Consider the following 21,825-nt stretch of genomic DNA (forward strand, 5'->3'; position numbering starts at 1 on the left):
CCGGTACCGGTGGCAAGCATGAGCAGGCGCTTGCTTTGTTCTTCCTGCCTGCGCGCGCGCTTATTCCTTGCGCGCGGCTTTCTCGTCGATGCCCGACATGCCTTCGCGGCGCGCCAGCTCGTCGATCACCTGTTGCGGGGTCAGGCCGAACTGCGCCAGCAGGACCATGCTGTGGAACCACAGGTCGGCGGTCTCGTACAATACCTTGGAGGCGTCGCCCGAGACGCGCGCGTCCTTGGCGGCCATCACGGTTTCGGTGGCCTCTTCGCCGATCTTTTTCAGGATGGCGTCGTCGCCCTTGCTGAACAGCTTGGCGACATAGGAGGTTGCAGGGTCGCCGCCGGCATCCGGCTTGCGCGACTCGATCACGGCCGCAACGCGGGCCAGGATATCGCTCATGGGTGTTTCTTGTCGGTGTAGATGGTGTCGGGGTCCTGCAGCACGGGTTCCACCGCCTGCCAGTCCTCGCCGTCGGGGTTGAATCGCTGGAAGAAGCACGAATGGCGCCCGGTATGGCAGGCGATGCCGCCGGTCTGCTCGATCTTGAGCAGCACGACGTCTTCGTCGCAGTCGAGGCGCATCTCCAGCACTTTCTGGGTGTGGCCGGACTCTTCGCCCTTGTGCCACAGCTTCTTGCGCGAACGGCTCCAGTACACGGCTTCGCCCAGCTCGGCCGTCTTCGCGAGCGCTTCGCGGTTCATCCAGGCGAACATCAGGATGTCGCCGGTGGCGGCCTCCTGGGCGATCACCGGCACCAGGCCGTGTTCGTCCCAGCGGACCTTGTTGAGCCATTTGGCATTGGTCGGCATCGCTGTCTTCCTTATTCCAGGCGCATCGGAATGCCACGCTCGGCCATGAAGCGCTTGGCTTCGCCGACCGTGTGCTGCCCGTAGTGGAAGATGCTGGCGGCCAGCACCGCGTCGGCGTGGCCTTCCAGGATGCCGTCGGCCAGGTCTTGCAGGCCGCCGACGCCGCCCGAGGCGATGACGGAGATGCCCACGGCGTCGGACACGGCGCGCGTCAGGCCCAGGTCGAAGCCGGACTTGGTGCCGTCGCGGTCCATCGAGGTGAGCAGCAGTTCGCCGGCGCCCAGGCTTTCCATTTTCTTCGCCCATTCGACGGCGTCGAGCCCGGTCGGGTTGCGGCCGCCATGGGTGAAGACTTCCCACTTTCCGGGCGCAACCTGCTTGGCGTCGATCGCCACCACGATGCATTGCGAGCCGTGCTTCTGCGAGGCGTCGAACACCAGCTGCGGGTTGGTCACGGCCGAGGTGTTCATGCTGACCTTGTCGGCGCCGGCATTGAGCAGGCGCCGCACGTCCTCGACCTTGCGCACGCCGCCACCGACCGTGAGCGGGATGAACACGGTCGAGGCCACGGCTTCGATGATCGGCAGGATCAGGTCGCGGCCGTCGCTCGAGGCGGTGATGTCGAGGAAGGTGATCTCGTCGGCGCCCTGTCCGTCATAGCGGCGCGCGATCTCGACCGGGTCGCCGGCATCGCGCAGCTCGGTGAAATTGACGCCCTTGACCACACGGCCGCCGGTGACGTCGAGGCAGGGGATGATGCGTTTTGCGAGCATACGGCTTAGGCCTGGGCGCCCTCGGTGAGTTCGTCGGCGCGTACCTGCGCCGAGCTCAGGTCGAGCGTGCCTTCGTAGATCGAGCGGCCGCAGATCACGCCCTCGATGCCTTCGTCCTGCACCGCGCACAGCGCTTCGACGTCGGCCAGGTTGTGCACGCCGCCCGAGGCGATGATCGGGATCTTCACGGCCTGGGCCAGCTTGACGGTCGCCTCGATGTTCACGCCGCCCATCATGCCGTCGCGGCCGATGTCGGTGTAGACGATCGACTCGACGCCGTAGCCTTCGAACTTCTTGGCCAGGTCGATGACTTCGTGGCCGGACATCTTGCTCCAGCCGTCGGTGGCGACCTTGCCATCCTTGGCGTCCAGGCCGACGATGATCGAGCCCGGGAAGGCGCCGCAGGCGTCGTGCAGGAAGCCCGGGTTCTTCACCGCGGCGGTGCCGACGATGATGTAGGTGATGCCGTCGTCGAGGTAGCGCTCGATGGTGTCGAGGTCGCGGATACCGCCGCCCAGCTGGACCGGGATCTCGTCGATGCCCATCTCTTCGGCGTAGTCCTGCACGGTTTTCAGGATCGACTTGATCGCTTCCTCGTTCTTCGGCTTGCCCGCGAACGCGCCGTTCAGGTCGACCAGGTGCAGCCGGCGCGCGCCCTTCTTCAGCCAGTGCAGCGCCATTTCGGCAGGGTCTTCGGAAAACACGGTGGCGAGGTCCATGTCGCCTTGTTTCAGGCGAACGCAGTGACCGTCTTTGAGGTCGATGGCAGGGATCAGCAGCATGGTCGTTGTCGGTTGGTTGACGGCGGATTGATGTTAAAACTCACGGATTCCAGTGAATGAAATTGCGGTACAGGCGCAGCCCGGCGGCGGCGCTCTTTTCGGGGTGGAACTGGGTGGCGACCAGGTTGTCGCGCGCGACGGCACAGGCATACATGCCGCCGTAGTCGGTTTCGCCGATCGTGTCGGCTGCCTGCCCGGGCACGGCATAGTAGCTGTGCACGAAGTAGAAATAACTGTTGTCCTCGACGCCTTCCCACAGCGGGTGGGCGCGCGACTGGCGCACGCGGTTCCAGCCCATCTGCGGGACCTTGAAGCGCGAGCCGTCTTCCTGCAGCTTGCCGTCGAGCCGGAAGCGCACGACGCGGCCCGGCAGCAGGCCCAGGCCCGGCGTGCCGTCGTTCTCTTCGCTCTCGTCGAACAGCATCTGCTCGCCGACGCACACGCCCATCACCGGGCGCGTCTTCACGGCGCGCAGCAGGGCTTCCTCGGCGCCGGATTCGCGCAGGCTGCGCATGCAGTCGCGCATCGCGCCCTGGCCCGGCAGCACGATGCGGTCGGCGGCATCGATATCGGCGGGATTGTTCGACACCAGGATGTCGGCCTCGGGCGCGGCGGCGCGCAGCGCCTGCGCGACCGAGCGCAGGTTACCCAGGCCATCGACCACCACAATCTTGTTCGTCATGATGCTCAGTTACCCCAGCCTACAGGCTGCCTTTGGTCGAGGGAATGATGCCGGCGGCGCGCTCGTCCAGCGCAGTGGCCATGCGCAACGCGCGGCCGAAGGCCTTGAACACGGTCTCGCACTGGTGGTGTGCGTTCACGCCGCGCAGGTTGTCGATGTGCAGGGTCACGCCGGCGTGGTTCACGAAGCCGCGAAAGAATTCGCCCGTCAGGTCGACGTCGTAGGTGCCGATCATGGCGCGCGTCCAGGGGATGTGCATTTCCAGGCCCGGACGGCCCGAGAAGTCGATGACCACGCGCGACAGCGCTTCGTCCAGCGGCACGTAGGAGTGGCCGTAACGCACCATGCCCTTCTTGTCGCCCACGGCCTTGGCCACCGCCATGCCGAGCGTGATGCCGGTGTCCTCGACCGTGTGGTGGGCGTCGATGTGCAGGTCGCCGACGGCTTCGACTTCGAGGTCGATCATGCCGTGGCGCGCGATCTGGTCGAGCATGTGGTCGAGGAAGGGGACGCCGGTATTGAGCTTCTGGCGGCCGGTGCCGTCGAGGTTGATCGCGACGCGGATTTGCGTCTCGTTGGTATTGCGCGTGATTTCGGCAGTGCGGGTCATTGCTGGGCTCGTCGTGGCGGTCCTCCGGATGGAGGAACTGCGCTCGTGGGGACTATAAAGACGCTTTCAGGGCATTCAGGAATGCGGTGTTTTCTTCGGGGGTGCTGACCGTGACGCGGATGCAGTTGGCCAATACCTTGTCCATTTTACTCAAATTTTTAATCAGCACCTTTTCGGCGCGAAGTTCTGCACAAACCTTGTCGGCGTCCGGTACGCGCATCGAGATGAAATTCGCGGCCGATGGAAACACTTCGACTGCCGGCAGCGCCGCCAGTTCGGCGGCCAGGCGGGTGCGCTCGGCGTTCAGCATCTCGGCCTGGCGGTCGAGCACGTCGAGGTGGTCGAGCGCGAACTCGGCGGCCACCTGGGTCAGCACGTTCACGTTGTAGGGCGGGCGCACCTTCTCGAACTGTTCCAGCAGTTTCGGATCGCCCGACAGGTAGCCGAGGCGGATGCCCGCCAGGCCCAGCTTGGACAGGGTGCGCATCACGACCAGGTTCGGAAATTCCGGCAGGCGGCCCATGAAGCTCTGCTTGGCGAAGGGCTGGTAGGCCTCGTCCACCACCACGATGCCGGTCTCGCCCAGCGCGCGGATGATGGTGGCCATGTCGCCGGCATCGAACAGGTTGCCGGTCGGGTTGTTCGGATAGGCCAGGAACACCAACGACGGCTTGTGCTGCGCGATTGCCGCCAGCATCGCGGGCAGGTCGAGCGAGAAGTCGGCCTTGACCGGCACGCCGACGAAATCGGCGCCGGCGAACTGGGCCGAACGCGAGAACATCACGAAGGCCGGGGTCGGGGCCATCACGACCGCCCGTTTGTCCTGGCGTGCGATGGCGGTCGCCATGATCGAAATCAGCTCGTCCGAGCCGTTGCCGAGCAGGACATCGTAGCCGGCGGGGACGCCCAGGCCGGCGCAGATCTTCTGCTTGAGAGTGGCGTAGGAAGCGACCGGGTAGCGGTTCAGCGCGGCGTCGGCCAGGCGCTGGCCCAGTTCCGCACGCAGTTCCGACGGCAGCTCGTAGGGGTTCTCCATCGCGTCGAGCTTGATGTAGCCGCTCGCGTCCGGCACGAAGTAGGTGGCGGTGTTGCGGACGTCCGCGCGGATGGTATTGTCGATCAGCTTGTCAATCGGGGAGAGGCTCGATGTCATGCGGTTTCCTCGTTCAGGGGCGCGTTCTTGGCCGCGCTTTTACGTTTCTTGGCGCCCGCGACCGGCACCTCGGGCGCCGCCAGGCGCGCGCGGATGATGTCGCAGTAGGCGGGGTTCAGTTCGAAGCCGGTGAAATGACGGCCGGTGCGGCGCGCGGCGATGGCCGTGGTGCCGCTGCCCATGAAGGGGTCGAGCACGATGCCGCCCGCCGGGCAGGAAGCCTTCACCATGCGCTCGATGATCTCGAGAGGTTTCTGGGTCGGATGGTCGGCGCGTTCCGGGTGCTCGCGGTGCAGGCGCGAGACGCTCCACACGTCCTTCGGGTTGTAACCGACTTCCAGCCACTTGGCCCCGATGAAGATCGAGCGCGAGCGCGCCTTTTTCGTCTCGGCGTCGTAGGGAATGCGCACGGCGTCGAGGTCGAAATAATAATCCTTGCGCTTCACGAAGAAGCCGATGGTGTCGTGCACCGACGAGAAGCTGCGCACGCTGCCGCCCATCGAGGGCACGCGGCGGTCCCAGATGATCTCGTTCATCATCGTCATGCGCTTCTTGAGCATGACGAAGATCTCGGGCGCGAAACGCCAGGTCAGAAAGATGTACAGGCTGCCGTTGGCTTTCAGCTTGGGCAGCGCGGCGTCGATCCAGCGTTCGGTCCAGGCCAGGTATTCCTCGACGCTCTGCTGGTCCGAGGCATTGCCGTAGTCCTTGCCGAGGTTGTAGGGCGGGTCGGTCAGGATCAGGTCGATGGAAGCGTCCGGGATGCGCGCCATGCCGGCCAGCGCATCCTCGCAGAAGACCTGGTCGACCCAGCTGCTCATGATTGAAGACGCAACTCGGCGCTGCGGGCGTGCGCCTGCAGTCCTTCGCCGTAGGCCAGTTCGGCCGCCACCTTGCCGAGCGTCTGGGCGCCCTGCTCGCTTACCTGGATGAGCGACGAGCGCTTCTGGAAGTCGTACACGCCCAGCGGCGACGAGAAGCGCGCCGTGCGCGAGGTCGGCAGCACGTGGTTCGGGCCGCAGCAATAGTCGCCCAGCGACTCGGACGAGAAGCGGCCCAGGAACATCGCGCCGGCATGGCGGATCCGGTCGGCCCACTGCAGCGGCTCTTCGGCCGAGATCTCGAGGTGTTCGGCGGCGATGGCGTTGGCGATCTCGCAGGCTTCCGCCATGTCGCGCACTTTTACCAGCGCGCCGCGGTCGCTCAAGGACGTGGTGATGGTCGCAGCGCGCGGCATCGTCGGCAGCAGCTTGTGGATGCTGGCTTCCACGCGCGCGATGTAGTCGGCGTCCGGGCACAGCAGGATGGCCTGGGCCAGCTCGTCGTGCTCGGCCTGCGAGAACAGGTCCATCGCCACCCAGTCGGGGTCGGTGGTGCCGTCGCACAGCACCAGGATCTCGGATGGGCCGGCGATCATGTCGATGCCGACCACGCCGAACACGCGGCGCTTGGCGGCCGCCACATAGGCATTGCCGGGGCCGACGATCTTGTCGACGGCGGGAATGGTTTCGGTGCCGTAGGCCAGCGCGCCCACGGCTTGCGCCCCGCCGATGGTGATCACGCGGGTGACGCCGGCGATCGCGGCGGCGGCCAGCACCATCTGGTTCTTCACGCCGTCGGGGGTCGGCACCACCATGACGATTTCCTGCACGCCCGCCACCTGGGCCGGAATCGCGTTCATCAGCACCGACGAGGGATAGGCGGCCTTGCCGCCCGGGACATAGATGCCGACACGGTCCAGCGGCGTCACGCGCTGGCCCAGCACGGTGCCGTCAGGTTCCGTGAACGTAAAACCGTTCAGTTCCTGCTTCTGGCGTTCGTGGAACACGCGGATGCGCTCGGCGGCCGTGCGCAGCGCGGCGCGCTGGGCTTCGGGCAGCGCGGCCAGGGCCGCGTCCAGTTCGGCCTGTCCAATGTCGAAAGCGGCCATCGAGGATGCGCCGCCGTTCGGGATGCGGTCGAACTTGTTCGTGTACTCGAGCACGGCAGCGTCACCGCGATGCTTCACGTCCGCCAGGATCTTCGCAACGCTCGCTTCGATGGCGTCGTCGGTCTCGGCCTCGAAGGCCAGCAGGGCGGAAAGCGTCTGCTTGAAGTCGGGTGCGGTGGAGTCGAGCTTGCGGATCTGTACTGCCATGATGCTGTTAGCCTTTTGCTTGGGATGCCTGTTGGAAGGCATCGAGGATGGGTTGCAGGCGCTCGCGCTTGAGCTTGAGCGCCGCCTGGTTGACCACCAGGCGCGAGGAGATGTCCATGATCTTTTCGACTTCGACCAGGTTGTTCGCGCGCAGGGTGCCGCCGGTGGAGACCACGTCGACGATGGCGTCGGACAGGCCGACCAGCGGCGCCAGCTCCATCGAGCCGTACAGCTTGATCAGGTCGACGTGCACGCCCTTGCTGGCGAAGTGCTCGCGCGCGGTGTTGACGAACTTGGTCGCCACGCGCAGGCGCGCGCCCTGGCGCACCGCGTTCTCGTAGTCGAAGCCGGCGTTCACCGCCACCGACATGCGGCAGGAGGCGATGCGCAGGTCGATCGGTTGATACAGGCCTTCGCCGCCATGCTCGAGCAGCACGTCCTTGCCGGCCACGCCGAAGTCGGCGGCGCCGTGCTGGACGTAGGTCGGCACGTCGCTGGCGCGCACGATCAGGACGCGCACGCCCGGGTCGTTGGTCGGCAGGATCAGCTTGCGCGATGTTTCCGGGTTCTCGGTGACGGTGATGCCGGCCGCTTCCAGCAGCGGCAGGGTGTCCTCGAAGATGCGGCCCTTGGAGAGCGCCAGGATCAGGCCCGGCTCTCCGGATTTGCTCATTGATGTCATTGCTTGATACGCACGATGTCGGCGCCGACGGCCGAGAGTTTCACTTCCATGCGGTCGTAGCCGCGGTCCAGGTGGTAGATGCGGTCCACGATCGTGGTGCCTTCGGCCGCCATGCCGGCGATCACCAGCGAGGCCGAGGCGCGCAGGTCGGTCGCCATCACCGGCGCGCCGACCAGGCGGTCGACGCCCTTGATGAAGGCGGTATTGCCCTCGGTGGAGATCTGCGCGCCGAGGCGATTCATCTCCTGCACGTGCATGAAGCGGTTTTCGAAAATGGTCTCGGTGACGCGGCTCGGCCCCGAAGCCAGGATGTCCACTGCCATGAACTGGGCCTGCATGTCGGTCGGGAAGCCCGGGTATTCGGTGGTGCGGAAGGACACCGGGCGCGGGCGGCCGTCCATGCGCGCGCGGATGGTATCGAGGCCGACGTCGAGCGCCACGCCGATCTCGCGCAGCTTGTCGAGCGCCACGTCGAAGATGTCGGTGCGGGTGTTGCGCAGCATGATGTCGCCGCCGGTGGCCGCCACCGCGCACAGGAAAGTGGCCGCTTCGATGCGGTCCGAGATCACGGCGTGCTGGGCGCCGTGCAGCGACTCGACGCCCTGGATCACCAGGCGGTCGGTGCCGATGCCCTCGATCCTGGCGCCCATGGCCACCAAGAGGTTGGCCAGGTCGGTGACTTCCGGCTCGCGCGCGGCGTTTTCCAGCACGGTCTCGCCTTCGGCCAGGGTGGCGGCCATCAGGAGGTTCTCGGTGCCGGTCACGGTGATCATGTCGGTGTGGATGCGCGCGCCCTTCAGCTTGCCGTTGGTGCGGGCGTGGATGTAGCCGCCTTCGATGCTGATCTCGGCGCCCATCTGGCGCAGGCCCTTGATGTGCTGGTCCACGGGGCGCGAGCCGATCGCGCAGCCGCCCGGCAGCGAGACCTTGGCTTCGCCGAAGCGCGCCAGCAGCGGGCCGAGCACGAGGATCGAGGCGCGCATGGTCTTCACCAGCTCGTACGGCGCTTCGAGCGAGGTGATATTGGCGCCATTGAGGGTCACGCGCTCGTCGTCCTGGGTCACCTTCAGGCCGGTCTGCGCGAGCAGCTTGAGGATGGTGCGCACGTCGTGCAGGCGCGGCACGTTCGACAGTTCGAGGTCGCCGCCGGTCAACAGGCCCGCGCACAGGATGGGCAAGGCCGCGTTCTTGGCGCCCGAAATGGAGATGTCACCGTTGAGGCGCTTGCCGCCGACGATCTGGAGCTTGTCCATGGTTAGCCTTGGTACTCTTCAGGGGTGAGGGTTTTCATCGACAGCGCGTGGATTTCTTCGCGCATGCGGTCGCCGAGCGCGGCGTACACCAGCTGGTGGCGCTGGATCGGGCGCTTGCCGGCAAAGCTTGGGGAGACGATGACGGCGGTGAAATGCTGGCCGTCGCCTTCCACCGCTAGGTGTGTGCATTCGAGGCCGGCGCTGATGTAGCTGTGGATCAGTTCAGGGGTGGTCGACACGGGTAACTCCAGTGAATTCTGTGGTGGCGCTGTAGAGGCGTACTTAGTGGCGCAGTTTATAGCCACGCTTGAGCATATTCACCGCCATGGCTGCCAGCACCACGAAGAACACCGACACGATGGCCAGGCTGGTCCAGGGCGAGACGTCGGACTTGCCGAAGAATCCATAGCGGAACCCGTCAATCATATAAAAGAACGGGTTGAAATGCGAGACCGCCAGCCAGAACGGCGGCAGTTTTTGGATGGAATAGAACACCCCGGCCAGGAAGGTGGCCGGCATGATCAGGAAGTTCTGGAAAGCGGCCAGCTGATCGAACTTCTCGGCCCAGATGCCGGCGATGACGCCCATGGTGCCGAGGATGGCCGCGCCCAGGAAGGCGAACACCAGGATCCACAGCGGCGCCACGAAACTCAGGTGCGCGAACCAGGCGGTGATGACGAACACGCCGAAGCCCACCGTCACGCCGCGCAGCACGGCCGCGCCGACGTAGGCCGACAGGATCTCGGCATGCGACAGCGGCGGCAGCAGGATGAACACCAGGTTGCCGGTGATCTTGGACTGGATCAGCGAGGATGAGGAGTTGGCGAAGGCGTTCTGCAGCACGCTCATCATCACCAGGCCGGGGATCAGGAAGGCGGTGTAGCTGACGCCGTCCAGCATCTGGACTTTGCCGTCGAGCACGTGGCCGAAGATCAGCAGGTACAGCATGGCCGTCACCACCGGGGCGGCGATGGTCTGGGTCGCCACCTTCCAGAAGCGCAGCGACTCTTTATAGAACAGGGTGCGGAACCCCACGGAGAACAGCGTCATTGCGGACCTCCCGGCTGCGTATCTTGCCCACTGCTGCCGACCACCTGCAGGAAGATGTCTTCCAGGTCGGCCTGTTCCAGCTGCATTTCGTCGATCACGGCGCCGCCCGCGCGCAGGCTGGCCAGGATCGGTTCGACTTCGTTGACGTCGTTGATGCGCAAGGTGTAGCGGTTGCCGTTATTGTGCTCGTCGTGCGAGACCAGGTGGCGCAAGCCATCCGGCAGGTCGCCGCTTTTCAGGTGCACCACCAGCTGCGAGCCGGACACGCGGCGCAGCAGCGCCGACATGGTGTCGAGCGCCACCACTTCGCCGAGTTTCAGCATCGCCACGCGCTGGCACATGGCCTGCGCTTCTTCGAGGTAGTGGGTGGTCAGCACCACGGTGTGGCCTTCGCGGTTCAGGCGCGAGATGAACTTCCACAGGGTCTGGCGCAGTTCGACGTCGACGCCGGCGGTGGGCTCGTCCAGCACGATGACCGGCGGCTTGTGCACCAGCGCCTGGGCGACCAGCACGCGGCGCTTCATGCCGCCCGACAGGGCGCGCATGTTGACGTCGGCCTTGTTGGTGAGATCGAGGTTGTGCATGATCTCGTCGATCCAGGCGTCGTTGTTCTTGATGCCGAAGTAGCCCGACTGCAGGCGCAGCGTCTCGCGCACCGTGAAGAAGGGATCGAACACCAGTTCTTGCGGCACCACGCCGAGGCGCTTGCGCGCTTCGCGGAAGTCGGTCACCACATCGTGGCCATGGATCTTGACGCTGCCCACGTCGGGGCGGATCAGGCCGGCCACGGTGGAAATCAGGGTCGTCTTGCCGGCGCCGTTGGGGCCGAGAAGGCCGAAGAACTCGCCTTCCTCGATGGTCATCGAAACGCCCTTGAGGGCCTTGAAGCCCTTGTAGCTTTTCTCGACGCTGTTAATCTGGATCGCTGTCATTCTTGTTGGGAGGGCTGGCGCGGGCGCGCCGGGACCGTGCGGGGAAACGACCCATTATAGGGGAAATCGCAAATACAAGAGGCCGGCGGAGGTTTTTGCGCGGAGGCCGTGCGGCGCTGCGCGAAGCAGGAGAAACGATGGGGACGGCCAGGCCGTCCCCATGCGGGTCAGGATTGCGGCAGCAAGCCGTCCACGCCGTACAGCGCGGCCAGTTTCTGCACGTTCTGCGGAACGTTGATGTAGGTGAGGCGCTGGTTGGCGGCGCGTGCGCGGCGCTGCCAGGCCAGCAGCACGGCGACGCCGGACGAGTCGGCGGCGCTGACGCCGCCCAGGTCGAACACGGTCTCGCCGGCTGCGATCGCGGCACAGCCCTGCTCGAGGGCGCCTTTGGCGCTACCGAAGGTCAGGGCGTCGAGCGAGAGCATCGGATTGGCTTCGGCCATTACTTCGGCGCCTTCAGCGGCTTGGAAGCCAGCTGCTGGTTACGCTCGGCCAGCTTCTTGATCAGGCCATCGACGCCGCCCTTGCTGATCTCGCTGGCGAAGGTGCTCTTGTAGGTCTCGACCAGCCACGCGCCCAGCACGTTGATGTCGTAGATCTTCCAGCCCTGCGGGCCGTTGGCCAGGCGGTAGTTGAGGGTGATCGGCTCGCCGCGGGTGACGTTGACCTGCGAACGCACTTCGACGTCGGTGGCGCCGGCTTCGGCGCGCATCGGCTTGAATTCAACGGTTTCGTTCTTGATGGTCGACAGCGCGCCCGAGTAGGTGTAGACCAGCAGGGTGGTGAATTCCTTGGTCAGGGCCTTTTGCTGTTCCGGGGTGGCCTGGCGCCAGAAGCGGCCGGCCGCCTGCTGGGTCATTTTTTCGGTATCGACGTGCGGCAGGATCTTGGAATTGACCAGGTCCATGATCTTGTTGCGGTTGCCGGACTGGATGTCCTTGTCGGCCTTGACGGTATCGATGACGTCGGCGCTGATGCGCTTGACCAGCGCGTCCGGGGCTTCGGCGGCGATGGCCGAGGTGGCGAAGGCGATGGTGGCGCTTGCTGCTGCGATCAGTTGAACGATTGGCTTCATGTGTCGGTTTCCTATTATGGATGGGGACCCTGCCGTGCGATGTGCCGGCGAGGCATGTCTCCAGTTAACTCTTCTTACTGCCCACGGATGACACCGGTATGTAAGGACTTGTTACTTGGCCGGCGGGTTTTCCGGCGGCTGCGCTGGTGGCACAGCCGCCCCCTTGCCGGCCGGGTCGGCGGCCGGCTCGGCGTTGCTGGTCGCCGCACCGGCATCGTCGCCGTCGTCCTTGCGCGGCACGTTGCCGTCGTACACCTGGCTCTGGCGGCGCTGCATGTAGCCGTCGCGGATGAACTCGTAGCGGTCCAGGGCGGCGTCTTCCAGCAGGTTGCCGGCGTCGAGCAGGCTGGCGCGCTTGTCGACCACGCGGATCGCCGAGCCGATGTTGCGCCAATTGTCCGGGCGCTTGTACTTCCAGATGTCGGCGCCGATATCGGCCGGCAGCGCAGCGGTGTCACGCACCGTAGATGGGCCCAGAAGCGGCAACATCAAGAAGGGGCCGCTTGGAACGCCCCACACGCCCAGGGTCTGGCCGAAATCTTCGTTGTGCTTCGGGATGCCGGCTTCGGAGGCGATGTCGAGCAGACCGAAGATGCCGAAGGTCGAGTTGAAAGCGAAGCGGGTAACGTCGCCCATGCCGGCCTGGCCCTTGCCCTGCAGCAGGTTGTTGACTGCGCTCCAGGCATCGGACAGGTTGCCGAAGAAGTTGTTGACGCCGGTTTGCATGAAGCTCGGCGTAACGTTCTTGTAGGCGGTGGCGGTCGGCTTCAGGACGGTACGGTCGACCGCGTCGTTGAAGCGGAACACGGTGCGGTTATAGCCTTCGAGCGGGTCCTGCGGATTCTGCGTGGTGGCGCAGCCGCTCAGCAGCAGGGCGGCGGCGATTGCCGCAAGCCCATGGATACGGCCGGTGGTACGGTGTGGTGCGTGTTTCATTCACTACCTTCCTTTCCTTCTGCGGCCTTACTATAGATGAATTGGTTGATCAGGTCTTCGAGCACCGTTGCCGACTGGGTACGGTTGATGCGGTCGCCGTCGACCAGGTTCTGGGTGTCGCCACCCGGTTCGATGCCGATGTACTGCTCGCCCAGCAGGCCAGCGGTCAGAATCTTCAGCGAACTGTCTTTCGGGAATTTATAACCTGGCTCCATATCGAGGCGCACGAGCGCCTGGTAGGTCTTGTCGTCGAAGGTAATTTCACCCACGCGGCCAACCACCACGCCGGCGCTCTTGACCGGCGCCTGCGGCTTGAGGCCGCCGATGTTGTCGAACTTGCCGGTCACGGCGTAGGTCTTGCTGAACGAGATCGTGCTCATGTTGCCAGCTTGCAGGGCCAGGAACAGCAGCGAGGCCACGCCCAGCAGGACAAACAGGCCAACCCAGACGTCGATAGTTTTGCGGTGCATACGAATACCCTAGTGAAACTTGTTTATCTGATTACTTGTTGAACATCAGTGCGGTCATGATGAAGTCCAGGCCCCAGACCATCAGCGACGCGATGACGACGGTGCGCGTGGTCGCGCGCGACACGTCTTCCGGGGTCGGCTTGGTCTGGTAGCCCTGGAACAGCGCCGTGAACGTGACCGCGATACCGAAAATAAGGCTTTTGAGCACACCGTTCAGTACGTCAGCGCGCACATCCACGCCAGCCTGCATCTGCGACCAGAACGCGCCCTCGTCGACACCGATCAGCTGGACGCCGACCAGGTAGCCGCCGAACACGCCCACGGCCGAGAAAATGGCCGCCAGGATCGGCATGGCGATGACGCCGCCCCAGAAGCGCGGCGCCAGTACGCGTTGGACCGGATTAATTGCCATCATTTCCATCGCGGACAGCTGCTCGCCGGCTTTCATCAAGCCGATCTGGGCGGTGAGCGAGGTGCCGGCGCGGCCGGCGAACAGCAGCGCGGTCACGACCGGGCCCAGCTCGCGCACCAGCGCCAGCGCCACCACCTGGCCGAGCGCCTGCTCGGCGCCGTACTGGTTCAGCGTGTAATAGCCCTGCAGGCCGAGCACCATGCCGACGAACAGGCCGGACACGATGATGATCACCAGCGAGTAATTGCCGATGAAATGGATCTGTTCAGAAATCAGGGCCGGACGCTTGAAGGCGCCGGGCGAGACGCCGAGCAGGTTGAAGAAGGCCCGGGTGGCGAAACCGACGCTGGCGATCGCTTCGCGCACGGTGCGGCCGATGGTCTCCAGGAAGCGCGTGATCATCATTTGCGCACTCCCAGGCCGAGGTCGTCGGCCAGCGACTTGCCCGGATAATGGAAGGGCACCGGGCCGTCCGGCGCGGCATTCACGAACTGCTTGACGTACGGATCTTCGGACACGCGCAGCTCGGCCGGCGTGCCTTCGGCAACGATCTTGCCTGCGGACATGAAATACACGTAGTCGGCGATGGCGAAGCATTCGTGCACATCGTGCGAGACCAGGATCGAGGTCGAGCCGAGCGCATCGTTCAGGTTGCGGATCAGGTTGGCGGTGACGCCCATCGAGATCGGGTCGAGGCCGGCGAAAGGCTCGTCGTACATGATCAGTTCCGGGTCCAGCGCGACGGCGCGGGCGACCGCCACCCGGCGCGCCATGCCGCCCGAAATCTCGGCCGGCTTCAGGCGGTGCGCATTGCGCAAGCCCACGGCGTTGAGTTTCATCAGGACCAGGTCGCGGATCACTTCTTCGGGCAGGTCGGTGTGTTCGCGCAGCGGGAAGGCGACGTTGTCGAACACCGACAGGTCGGTAAACAGCGCGCCGAACTGGAACAGCATGCCCATGCGGCGGCGCAGGCGGTACAGGCCTTCGGTATTGAGCTTGTGCACGACTTCGCCGCCCACGCGCACCTCGCCGCGCTGCGGGCGGATCTGGCCGCCGATCAGGCGCAGGACCGTGGTCTTGCCACAGCCCGAGCCGCCCATGACGGCCACGAGCTTGCCGCGTGGAAAGTCCATGCGGAGGTTCGACAGGATGGAACGCTCTCCGTACGCAAAGTGCAGATCGCGGATTTCGACTAGGTTCGACACAGCGTGATTGATTTTTGGGTAATCGGTTATTGTAGTGCAGAAAGCTCAAGCCTCGCTTGAGCTAGCCCATTTTGGGATGTTTCTTCAACGCGCCGATGCGAAAAAACTAACTGAAGGGTCAGATATTTTCGATCGTAAGGTTTTGTTTTTCAAAGGATATGTATGTCTGCCGAAGCCGACATCGACCGCATTGTACCAAAAATACTATACAGCAATAAACCATACATTTGTGGATGTATCTTTTGGCGTGCAACATATTTTGCGTCGCATGATGCACTGCAATAAGGCTTAGCGTAAGGACATTGCCGGGTTGGTCGTCGTGCGGGCACGCACATAAACGTGTCGGTAAGCGCAAAAACCTGCTTGTTTGTTGGTCGCCGTCCACAGCAGGGCCAGCGGTAGAAAAACAAAGGGCGGCCGAAGCCGCCCTTGCTGACCTGTGCGCTGCTCAACGCGGCAGCACTGAACTGCCCATCAGGAACTCGTCGACCGCGCGGGCGCACTGGCGGCCTTCGCGGATCGCCCACACCACCAGCGACTGGCCGCGGCGCATGTCGCCGGCGGCGAACACCTTCGGCTTCGAGGTCTGGTAGGACTTCTCGCCCTCGGTGGTCGCACGGGCATTGCCGCGCGCATCCTTCTGCACGCCGAAGGCATCCAGCACGTTCTGCACCGGCGACACGAAACCCATGGCCAGGAACACCAGGTCGGCCTTCATCTCGAATTCCGAATCCGGCACTTCGACCATCTTGCCGTCTTTCCACTCGACGCGGCAGGCGACCAGCTTGTCGACCTTGCCGCCCTTGCCTTCCAGGCGCTTGGTGGCCACCGCCCAGTCGCGCTGGCAACCTTCTTCGTGCGAGGACGAAGTGCGCAGGCGGGTCGGCCAGTAGGGCCAGACCAGCGGCTTGTTCTCGTGCTCGGGCGGCATCGGCATCAGTTCGAACTGGGTGACGGACGCCGCGCCGTGGCGGTTCGAGGTGCCGACGCAGTCGGAACCGGTGTCCCCGCCGCCGATCACGACCACGTGCTTGCCGGTAGCCTTGATCTGGTCCTTCAGCTTGTCGCCGGCATTCACGCGGTTCTGCTGCGGCAGGAAGTCCATCGCGAAGTGCACGCCTTTCAGTTCGCGGCCCGGGACCGGCAGGTCGCGCGGCTGCTCGGCGCCGCCGGCCAGGACCACGGCGTCGAAGTCCTTCTCCAGGTCTTCCGGGAAGATGGTGTCGCGCGCCATGTTGCTGACCGTGGCCGGGAAATCCTTGCCGACCAGGACACTGGTGCGGAACTTCACTCCCTCCTCGCGCATTTGCTCTACCCTGCGGTCGATCAGGTCCTTCTCCATCTTGAAGTCGGGGATGCCATAGCGCAGCAGGCCGCCGATGCGGTCGCTCTTCTCGAACACGGTCACGTCGTGGCCGACACGCACCAGCTGCTGGGCGGCAGCCAGGCCGGCCGGGCCGGAACCGATCACCGCGACCTTCTTGCCCGTCTTGACGGCAGCCGGCTGCGGCACGATCCAGCCATGCTCCCAGCCGCTGTCGGCGATCTTGCGCTCGATCGACTTGATGCCGACCGGATCGTCGTTGATGCCGAGCGTGCAGGCCGATTCGCACGGAGCCGGGCAGATGCGGCCGGTAAACTCGGGGAAGTTGTTGGTCGAATGGAGGTTCTCGACGGCCGCACGGTAATTGCCGTGATAGACCAGGTCGTTCCAGTCGGGGATCTGGTTGTTGACCGGACAGCCCGTGTTACAGAAGGGGATGCCGCAATCCATGCAGCGCGCGCCCTGCACCTTGGCCTGGCCGTCGGTCAGGGTCAGCACGAATTCCTTGTAGTTCTTGACGCGATCGCTCGGCTCGAGGTGGCCCTCTTCCTGCCGTTCGAATTCCATGAAGCCGGTAATCTTGCCCACGTTGTTTTCCTTATTCCGATTAATAGCGTTGCGCGTTAAGCTGCGAGCTCGATCTTGTCGTTCGCTTCTTCCATGCTCGAGTTGTGCATTTCCTCGAGGGCGCGCTTGTAGTCGGTCGGGAAGACCTTCACGAACTTGCCGCGGCTGTTGGCCCAGTCGTCCAGCAGGTTGCGCGCGCGGGTGGAACCGGTGTGCTTGAAGTGGCGCTCGATCAGGCGGCGCAGGATGACTTCGTCCGACTCGCGCTCGCCGCCACGGGTCTGGCTATGCCAGCCGGCCTGGCCATCCTGACCTTGCTGCTTGGTGGTGAGCACCGGCTCCAGGTTCACCATCGTGGTGTTGCACTTGCCTTCGAACTCGCCCTTCGGGTCGTACACGTAGGCGACGCCGCCCGACATGCCCGCCGCGAAGTTGCGGCCGGTCTCGCCCAGCACCACCACCGTCCCGCCGGTCATGTATTCGCAACCGTGGTCGCCGCAGCCCTCGACCACCGCGACCGCGCCCGAGTTACGCACGGCGAAGCGCTCGCCGGCCACGCCGTTGAAGAAGGCCTCGCCGGAAATCGCACCGTACAGCACGGTGTTGCCGACGATGATGTTGTCCACCGCCCAGCCGCGGAACTCGGTATTCGGACGCACGATGATGCGGCCGCCCGACAAACCCTTGCCCACGTAGTCGTTGCCCTCGCCCACCAGGTCGATGGTGATGCCGGCCGCCAGGAAGGCCGCCGCCGACTGGCCGGCGGTGCCCTGCAGCTGGATGTGGATGGTGTCGTCCGGCAGGCCGGCGTGGCCGTAGCGCTTGGCCACTTCGCCCGACAGCATGGTGCCCACGGTGCGGTTCAGGTTCTTCACCGGCGAGATGAAGGACACCCGCTCGCCCTTCTCCAGCGCGGCCTTGGCCTGCGCGATCAGCTTGTGGTCCAGCGCCTTGTCCAGGCCATGGTCCTGGGCGTCGGTGTGGAAACGAGCACGCGGCGATTCAAGCTTCGGCTGGTAGAAGATGTTCGAGAAGTCCAGGCCCTGCGCCTTCCAGTGCTGGACGGCCCTGGCCTTGTCGAGCAGGTCGGTGCGGCCGATCAGTTCGTCGTAGCTGCGGATGCCCAGCTGCGCCATGATCTGGCGCGCTTCTTCGGCGACGAAGAAGAAGTAGTTCACCACGTGCTCCGGCTTACCCTGGAACTTGGCGCGCAGGACCGGGTCTTGCGTGGCCACGCCCACCGGGCAGGTATTCAGGTGGCACTTGCGCATCATGATGCAGCCTTCGACCACCAGCGGCGCGGTCGCAAAACCGATTTCGTCGGCGCCCAGCATCGCGGCGACGACCACGTCGCGGCCGGTGCGCATCTGGCCGTCGGCCTGCACGCGAATGCGGCTGCGCAGGCCGTTGAGCACCAAGGTCTGCTGGGTCTCGGCCAGGCCCAGCTCCCACGGGGTGCCGGCGTGCTTCACCGAGGACAGCGGCGAGGCGCCGGTGCCGCCGTCGTGGCCGGCGACCACCACGTGGTCGGCCTTGGCCTTCGAGACGCCCGCGGCCACGGTGCCGATGCCGACTTCCGACACCAGCTTGACCGAGATCGAGGCATGCGGATTGGCGTTCTTCAGGTCGTGGATCAGCTGCGCCAGGTCTTCGATCGAGTAGATATCGTGGTGCGGCGGCGGCGAGATCAGGCCCACGCCCGGCACCGATACACGCAGGGACGCGATGTATTCGGATACCTTGTGGCCCGGCAGCTGGCCGCCTTCGCCCGGCTTGGCGCCTTGCGCCATCTTGATCTGGATCTGGTCGGCCGATGCCAGGTATTCGGCGGAGACGCCGAAACGGCCCGACGCCACCTGCTTGATCTTGGAACGCAGCGAGTCGCCCTCTTCCAGCGGGATGTCGGCGACCACGCGGTCGGCGCCCAGGATCGAGGCCAGGGTCTCGCCCTTGGCGATCTTGATGCCCTTGAACTCGCCCATGTAGCGGCGCGGATCTTCGCCGCCTTCGCCGGTATTCGACTTGCCGCCGATGCGGTTCATCGCGATGGCCAGCGTGGCGTGCGCTTCGGTGCTGATCGAACCGAGCGACATCGCGCCGGTGGCAAAGCGCTTGACGATGTCCTTGGCCGGCTCGACTTCTTCCAGCGGGATGGCTTTCGACGGATCGATCTTGAACTCGAACAGGCCGCGCAGGGTCAGGTGGCGGCGGCTCTGGTCGTTGATGATCTGCGCGTATTCCTTATACGTGCTGAAATTGTTGGCGCGGGTCGAGTGCTGCAGCTTGGCGATCGCGTCCGGGGTCCACAAATGGTCTTCGCCGCGCACGCGGAAGGCGTATTCGCCGCCGGTGTCGAGCGCATTGGCCAGCAGCGGGTCGTTGCCGAAGGCCAGCGCGTGCAGGCGCAGCGCTTCTTCCGCCACTTCGAACAGGCCGATGCCTTCCACGGTCGAGGACGTGCCGCGGAAGTACTTGTCGACCAGCGACTTGTTCAGGCCCACGGCCTCGAAGATCTGCGCGCCGCAGTAGGACATGTAGGTGGAGATGCCCATCTTCGACATCACCTTCATCAGGCCCTTGCCGACCGCCTTGGTGTAGTTGTAGATCGCCTTGTCGGCGTCCATCTCGTGCGGCAGGTTGTGAGCCAGGTCGCTGAGGGTTTCCAGGGCCAGGTAGGGGTGCACGGCTTCGGCGCCATAGCCGGCCAGCAGGGCGAAGTGGTGGGTCTCGCGGGCCGAGCCGGTTTCCACCACCAGGCCAGTGGAGGCGCGCAGGCCGCGTCCCACCAGGTGCTGGTGGATGGTGGAGGTCGCCAGCAGCGCGGGAATCGCCACCTGCTCGCTGGAGAGGTTGCGGTCCGAGACGATCAGGATGTTGTGGCCCGACTTGACCGCGTCCACCGCCTCGGCGCACAGCGAGGCCAGGCAGGCTTCGATGCCTTCCTTGCCCCAGGCGACCGGATAGCAGATGTTCAGCTCATACGACTTGAACTTGCCGCCGGTGTGCAGGCTGATGGCGCGCAGGCGCGCCATGTCGTCGAAGCCGAGGATCGGCTGCGACACTTCCAGGCGCATCGGCGGGTTGACGTTGTTGGTGTCCAGCAGGTTCGGCTTCGGGCCGATGAAGGACACCAGCGACATGACCATGCTTTCGCGGATCGGGTCGATCGGCGGATTGGTCACCTGCGCAAACAATTGTTTAAAGTAGTTATACAAAGGTTTGAGCTTGTTCGAAATCACCGCCAGCGGCGAGTCGTTGCCCATCGAGCCGGTGGCTTCCTCGCCCAGCACCGCCATCGGCGCCATCAGGAACTTCAGGTCTTCCTGGGTGTAGCCGAAGGCCTGCTGGCGGTCCAGCAGCGGGACCGCGGCTTTTTCGCCCTGCGCCGTCCCGTCTTTCGCGCGGTTCGGCGCCAACTGGGATTCCGACAGCTTGATTTCGTTGAGCTTGATGCGCACCGACTTGATCCAGGCTTTATAGGGCTTGGCATTCGAGTAGGTGTCTTTCAGCTCCTTGTCGTCGATGATGCGGCCGGCTTCCAGGTCGATCAGGAACATCTTGCCCGGCTGCAGGCGCCATTTCTTGACGATGCGCGATTCCGGGATCGGCAGCACGCCGGATTCCGAGGCCATCACGACCAGGTCGTCCTCGGTGATCACGTAGCGCGCCGGACGCAGGCCGTTGCGGTCCAGGGTGCCGCCGATGTGGCGGCCGTCGGTGAAGGCCATGGCGGCGGGGCCGTCCCACGGTTCCATCATCGCGGCGTGGTATTCGTAGAAGGCGCGGCGGTTATCGTCCATCGCCGTGTGGTTTTCCCAGGCTTCCGGGATCATCATCATCATCGCCTGGGCCACCGGGTAGCCGGCCATCACCAGCAGTTCGAGCGCATTGTCGAAGCAGGCGGTGTCGGACTGGCCTTCGTAAATCAGCGGGAAGAGTTTACCCAGGTCTTCGCCCAGCACGGCGGATTTCAACATGCCTTCGCGGGCGCGGGTCCAGTTGAAGTTGCCCTTGACGGTGTTGATCTCGCCGTTGTGCGCGATCAGGCGGTAAGGGTGGGCCAGCGGCCATTCCGGGAAGGTGTTGGTGGAGAAGCGCTGGTGCACCAGCGCCAGCGCCGAAATGCAGCGCGGGTCCTGCAGGTCGCGGTAGTAGACGCCCACCTGGTCGGCCAGCAGCAGGCCTTTATAGACGATGGTGCGGGCCGACATCGAGGGCACGAAGAACTCCTTGCCGTGCAGGAGTTTCAGCGCCTGGATCGCGTGGCCGGACGACTTGCGGATGACGTAGAGTTTGCGCTCGAGCGCGTCGGTGACCATGATGTCCGGGCCGCGGCCGATGAAGATCTGGCGGATCACCGGTTCTTTCGCCTTGACGAAGGGCGACATCGGCATGGTCTCGTCGACCGGCACGTTGCGCCAGCCCAGCACCACCTGGCCTTCGATGCGCACGGCGCGTTCGATCTCCTGTTCGCAGGCGATGCGCGAAGCGTGCTCCTTCGGCAGGAACACCATGCCAACGCCGTATTCGCCGGGCGGCGGCAGTTCCACGCCCTGCTTGGCCATCTCGTCGCGGAAGTACTGGTCCGGAATCTGGATCAGGATGCCGGCGCCATCGCCCATCAGCGGATCGGCGCCCACCGCGCCGCGGTGGTCGAGGTTCTTCAGGATCTGCAAGCCCTGCTCGATGATCGAGTGGCTCTTGTTGCCCTTGATATGGGCGATGAAGCCGACACCACAGGCATCGTGTTCATTGGCGGGATCGTACAAACCTTGGGCAATCATGAGGCAATCTCCACAGCTTTATCGAGGGTCGAAAATCGAGAATAGTGCAACGCAGCAGAAGCCGCAACCAGAACAATTGGGGTCAGAGTCGAATTGTTTGATAATTTCTTGGAGCAATCGTTAATTAGGGACAGGGTGCCAGGAGGGCGGACTTTATTCGCCATCCTTGGAATAAATTATTGATTTTTA

General features: G+C 64.6%; 23 protein-coding genes. 1 reads left to right on the forward strand and 22 read right to left on the reverse strand.

Annotation, left to right across the window (positions count from 1 at the left end):
- Positions 1 to 60: 60 nt before the first annotated feature.
- From AB3347_RS07250 to AB3347_RS07345, 20 genes are all read right to left on the reverse strand, one after another.
- Positions 61 to 399 carry a phosphoribosyl-ATP diphosphatase gene (locus tag AB3347_RS07250; protein WP_369091118.1) on the reverse strand — a complete coding sequence of 113 codons (339 nt, stop codon included), beginning with the start codon at positions 397 to 399 and terminating at the stop codon, positions 61 to 63.
- Complete coding sequence (gene hisI, locus AB3347_RS07255) at positions 396 to 809, reverse strand: phosphoribosyl-AMP cyclohydrolase (RefSeq protein ID WP_369091119.1); 414 nt, start codon at positions 807 to 809, stop codon at positions 396 to 398. Before hisI ends, AB3347_RS07250 begins: the two co-directional genes overlap by 4 nt.
- 11 nt (positions 810 to 820) lie before the next feature.
- A complete protein-coding gene (gene hisF / locus AB3347_RS07260; protein ID WP_369091120.1) occupies positions 821 to 1,582 on the reverse strand; it encodes an imidazole glycerol phosphate synthase subunit HisF in 762 nt (253 codons plus the stop codon).
- Positions 1,583 to 1,587: 5 nt separating this feature from the next.
- Complete coding sequence (hisA, locus tag AB3347_RS07265) at positions 1,588 to 2,364, reverse strand: 1-(5-phosphoribosyl)-5-[(5-phosphoribosylamino)methylideneamino]imidazole-4-carboxamide isomerase (RefSeq protein WP_369091121.1); 777 nt, start codon at positions 2,362 to 2,364, stop codon at positions 1,588 to 1,590.
- Between the two features lie 40 nt (positions 2,365 to 2,404).
- A complete protein-coding gene (gene hisH / locus AB3347_RS07270) occupies positions 2,405 to 3,046 on the reverse strand; it encodes an imidazole glycerol phosphate synthase subunit HisH (protein ID WP_369091122.1) in 642 nt (213 codons plus the stop codon).
- A 19-nt stretch (positions 3,047 to 3,065) separates the two neighbouring features.
- Positions 3,066 to 3,656 (reverse strand): imidazoleglycerol-phosphate dehydratase HisB, encoded by a 591-nt coding sequence (hisB, locus tag AB3347_RS07275; protein ID WP_036253395.1) that lies wholly within the window; start codon positions 3,654 to 3,656, stop codon positions 3,066 to 3,068.
- 52 nt (positions 3,657 to 3,708) lie between these two features.
- Entirely contained in the window at positions 3,709 to 4,809 is a 1,101-nt protein-coding gene (gene hisC / locus AB3347_RS07280; RefSeq protein WP_369091123.1) for a histidinol-phosphate transaminase, read from the reverse strand.
- Positions 4,806 to 5,630, reverse strand: a complete 825-nt coding sequence (locus AB3347_RS07285; RefSeq protein ID WP_369091124.1) for a site-specific DNA-methyltransferase — start codon at positions 5,628 to 5,630, stop codon at positions 4,806 to 4,808. Before AB3347_RS07285 ends, hisC begins: the two co-directional genes overlap by 4 nt.
- Positions 5,627 to 6,946 (reverse strand): histidinol dehydrogenase, encoded by a 1,320-nt coding sequence (hisD, locus tag AB3347_RS07290; RefSeq protein ID WP_369091125.1) that lies wholly within the window; start codon positions 6,944 to 6,946, stop codon positions 5,627 to 5,629. The genes AB3347_RS07285 and hisD overlap by 4 nt, the downstream gene beginning before the upstream one ends.
- A gap of 7 nt (positions 6,947 to 6,953) precedes the next feature.
- On the reverse strand, positions 6,954 to 7,619 hold the full coding sequence (hisG, locus tag AB3347_RS07295; RefSeq protein WP_369091126.1) for an ATP phosphoribosyltransferase: 666 nt from the start codon (positions 7,617 to 7,619) through the stop codon (positions 6,954 to 6,956).
- 5 nt (positions 7,620 to 7,624) lie between these two features.
- The gene (gene murA / locus AB3347_RS07300) at positions 7,625 to 8,881 is read right to left on the reverse strand and encodes a UDP-N-acetylglucosamine 1-carboxyvinyltransferase (protein WP_369091127.1); all 1,257 of its coding nucleotides are present in this window, start codon (positions 8,879 to 8,881) and stop codon (positions 7,625 to 7,627) included.
- A 2-nt stretch (positions 8,882 to 8,883) separates the two neighbouring features.
- Entirely contained in the window at positions 8,884 to 9,120 is a 237-nt protein-coding gene (locus AB3347_RS07305; RefSeq protein WP_369091128.1) for a BolA family protein, read from the reverse strand.
- Between the two features lie 43 nt (positions 9,121 to 9,163).
- A complete protein-coding gene (locus AB3347_RS07310; protein WP_369091129.1) occupies positions 9,164 to 9,931 on the reverse strand; it encodes an ABC transporter permease in 768 nt (255 codons plus the stop codon).
- A complete protein-coding gene (locus tag AB3347_RS07315) occupies positions 9,928 to 10,863 on the reverse strand; it encodes an ABC transporter ATP-binding protein (RefSeq protein ID WP_369091130.1) in 936 nt (311 codons plus the stop codon). Before AB3347_RS07315 ends, AB3347_RS07310 begins: the two co-directional genes overlap by 4 nt.
- A gap of 167 nt (positions 10,864 to 11,030) precedes the next feature.
- Positions 11,031 to 11,306: a lipid asymmetry maintenance protein MlaB gene (locus AB3347_RS07320; RefSeq protein ID WP_369091131.1), complete on the reverse strand. Its 276-nt coding sequence runs from the start codon at positions 11,304 to 11,306 to the stop codon at positions 11,031 to 11,033.
- Complete coding sequence (locus AB3347_RS07325; RefSeq protein WP_369091132.1) at positions 11,306 to 11,938, reverse strand: phospholipid-binding protein MlaC; 633 nt, start codon at positions 11,936 to 11,938, stop codon at positions 11,306 to 11,308. The genes AB3347_RS07320 and AB3347_RS07325 overlap by 1 nt, the downstream gene beginning before the upstream one ends.
- A gap of 111 nt (positions 11,939 to 12,049) precedes the next feature.
- On the reverse strand, positions 12,050 to 12,874 hold the full coding sequence (locus AB3347_RS07330) for a VacJ family lipoprotein (protein ID WP_369091133.1): 825 nt from the start codon (positions 12,872 to 12,874) through the stop codon (positions 12,050 to 12,052).
- Entirely contained in the window at positions 12,871 to 13,344 is a 474-nt protein-coding gene (gene mlaD / locus AB3347_RS07335; protein WP_369091134.1) for an outer membrane lipid asymmetry maintenance protein MlaD, read from the reverse strand. The genes AB3347_RS07330 and mlaD overlap by 4 nt, the downstream gene beginning before the upstream one ends.
- Positions 13,345 to 13,375: 31 nt before the next feature.
- Positions 13,376 to 14,158, reverse strand: a complete 783-nt coding sequence (gene mlaE / locus AB3347_RS07340) for a lipid asymmetry maintenance ABC transporter permease subunit MlaE (protein ID WP_369091503.1) — start codon at positions 14,156 to 14,158, stop codon at positions 13,376 to 13,378.
- Complete coding sequence (locus AB3347_RS07345) at positions 14,158 to 14,961, reverse strand: ABC transporter ATP-binding protein (RefSeq protein ID WP_369091135.1); 804 nt, start codon at positions 14,959 to 14,961, stop codon at positions 14,158 to 14,160. The genes mlaE and AB3347_RS07345 overlap by 1 nt, the downstream gene beginning before the upstream one ends.
- Before the next feature lie 34 nt (positions 14,962 to 14,995).
- Here AB3347_RS07345 and AB3347_RS07350 point away from each other — a divergent pair, with 34 nt between their 5' ends.
- Complete coding sequence (locus AB3347_RS07350; RefSeq protein WP_369091136.1) at positions 14,996 to 15,253, forward strand: hypothetical protein; 258 nt, start codon at positions 14,996 to 14,998, stop codon at positions 15,251 to 15,253.
- Positions 15,254 to 15,409: 156 nt separating this feature from the next.
- On the opposite strand, the gene AB3347_RS07355 is transcribed toward AB3347_RS07350, so the two are convergent.
- Both AB3347_RS07355 and AB3347_RS07360 read right to left on the reverse strand, forming a co-directional pair.
- Positions 15,410 to 16,873: a glutamate synthase subunit beta gene (locus AB3347_RS07355; protein WP_369091137.1), complete on the reverse strand. Its 1,464-nt coding sequence runs from the start codon at positions 16,871 to 16,873 to the stop codon at positions 15,410 to 15,412.
- Between the two features lie 35 nt (positions 16,874 to 16,908).
- A complete protein-coding gene (locus tag AB3347_RS07360; RefSeq protein WP_369091138.1) occupies positions 16,909 to 21,636 on the reverse strand; it encodes a glutamate synthase-related protein in 4,728 nt (1,575 codons plus the stop codon).
- Positions 21,637 to 21,825 lie beyond the last annotated feature (189 nt).

It is taken from the genome of Massilia sp. X63, assembly GCF_041023745.1.
Classification (GTDB): Bacteria; Pseudomonadota; Gammaproteobacteria; order Burkholderiales; family Burkholderiaceae_D; genus Telluria.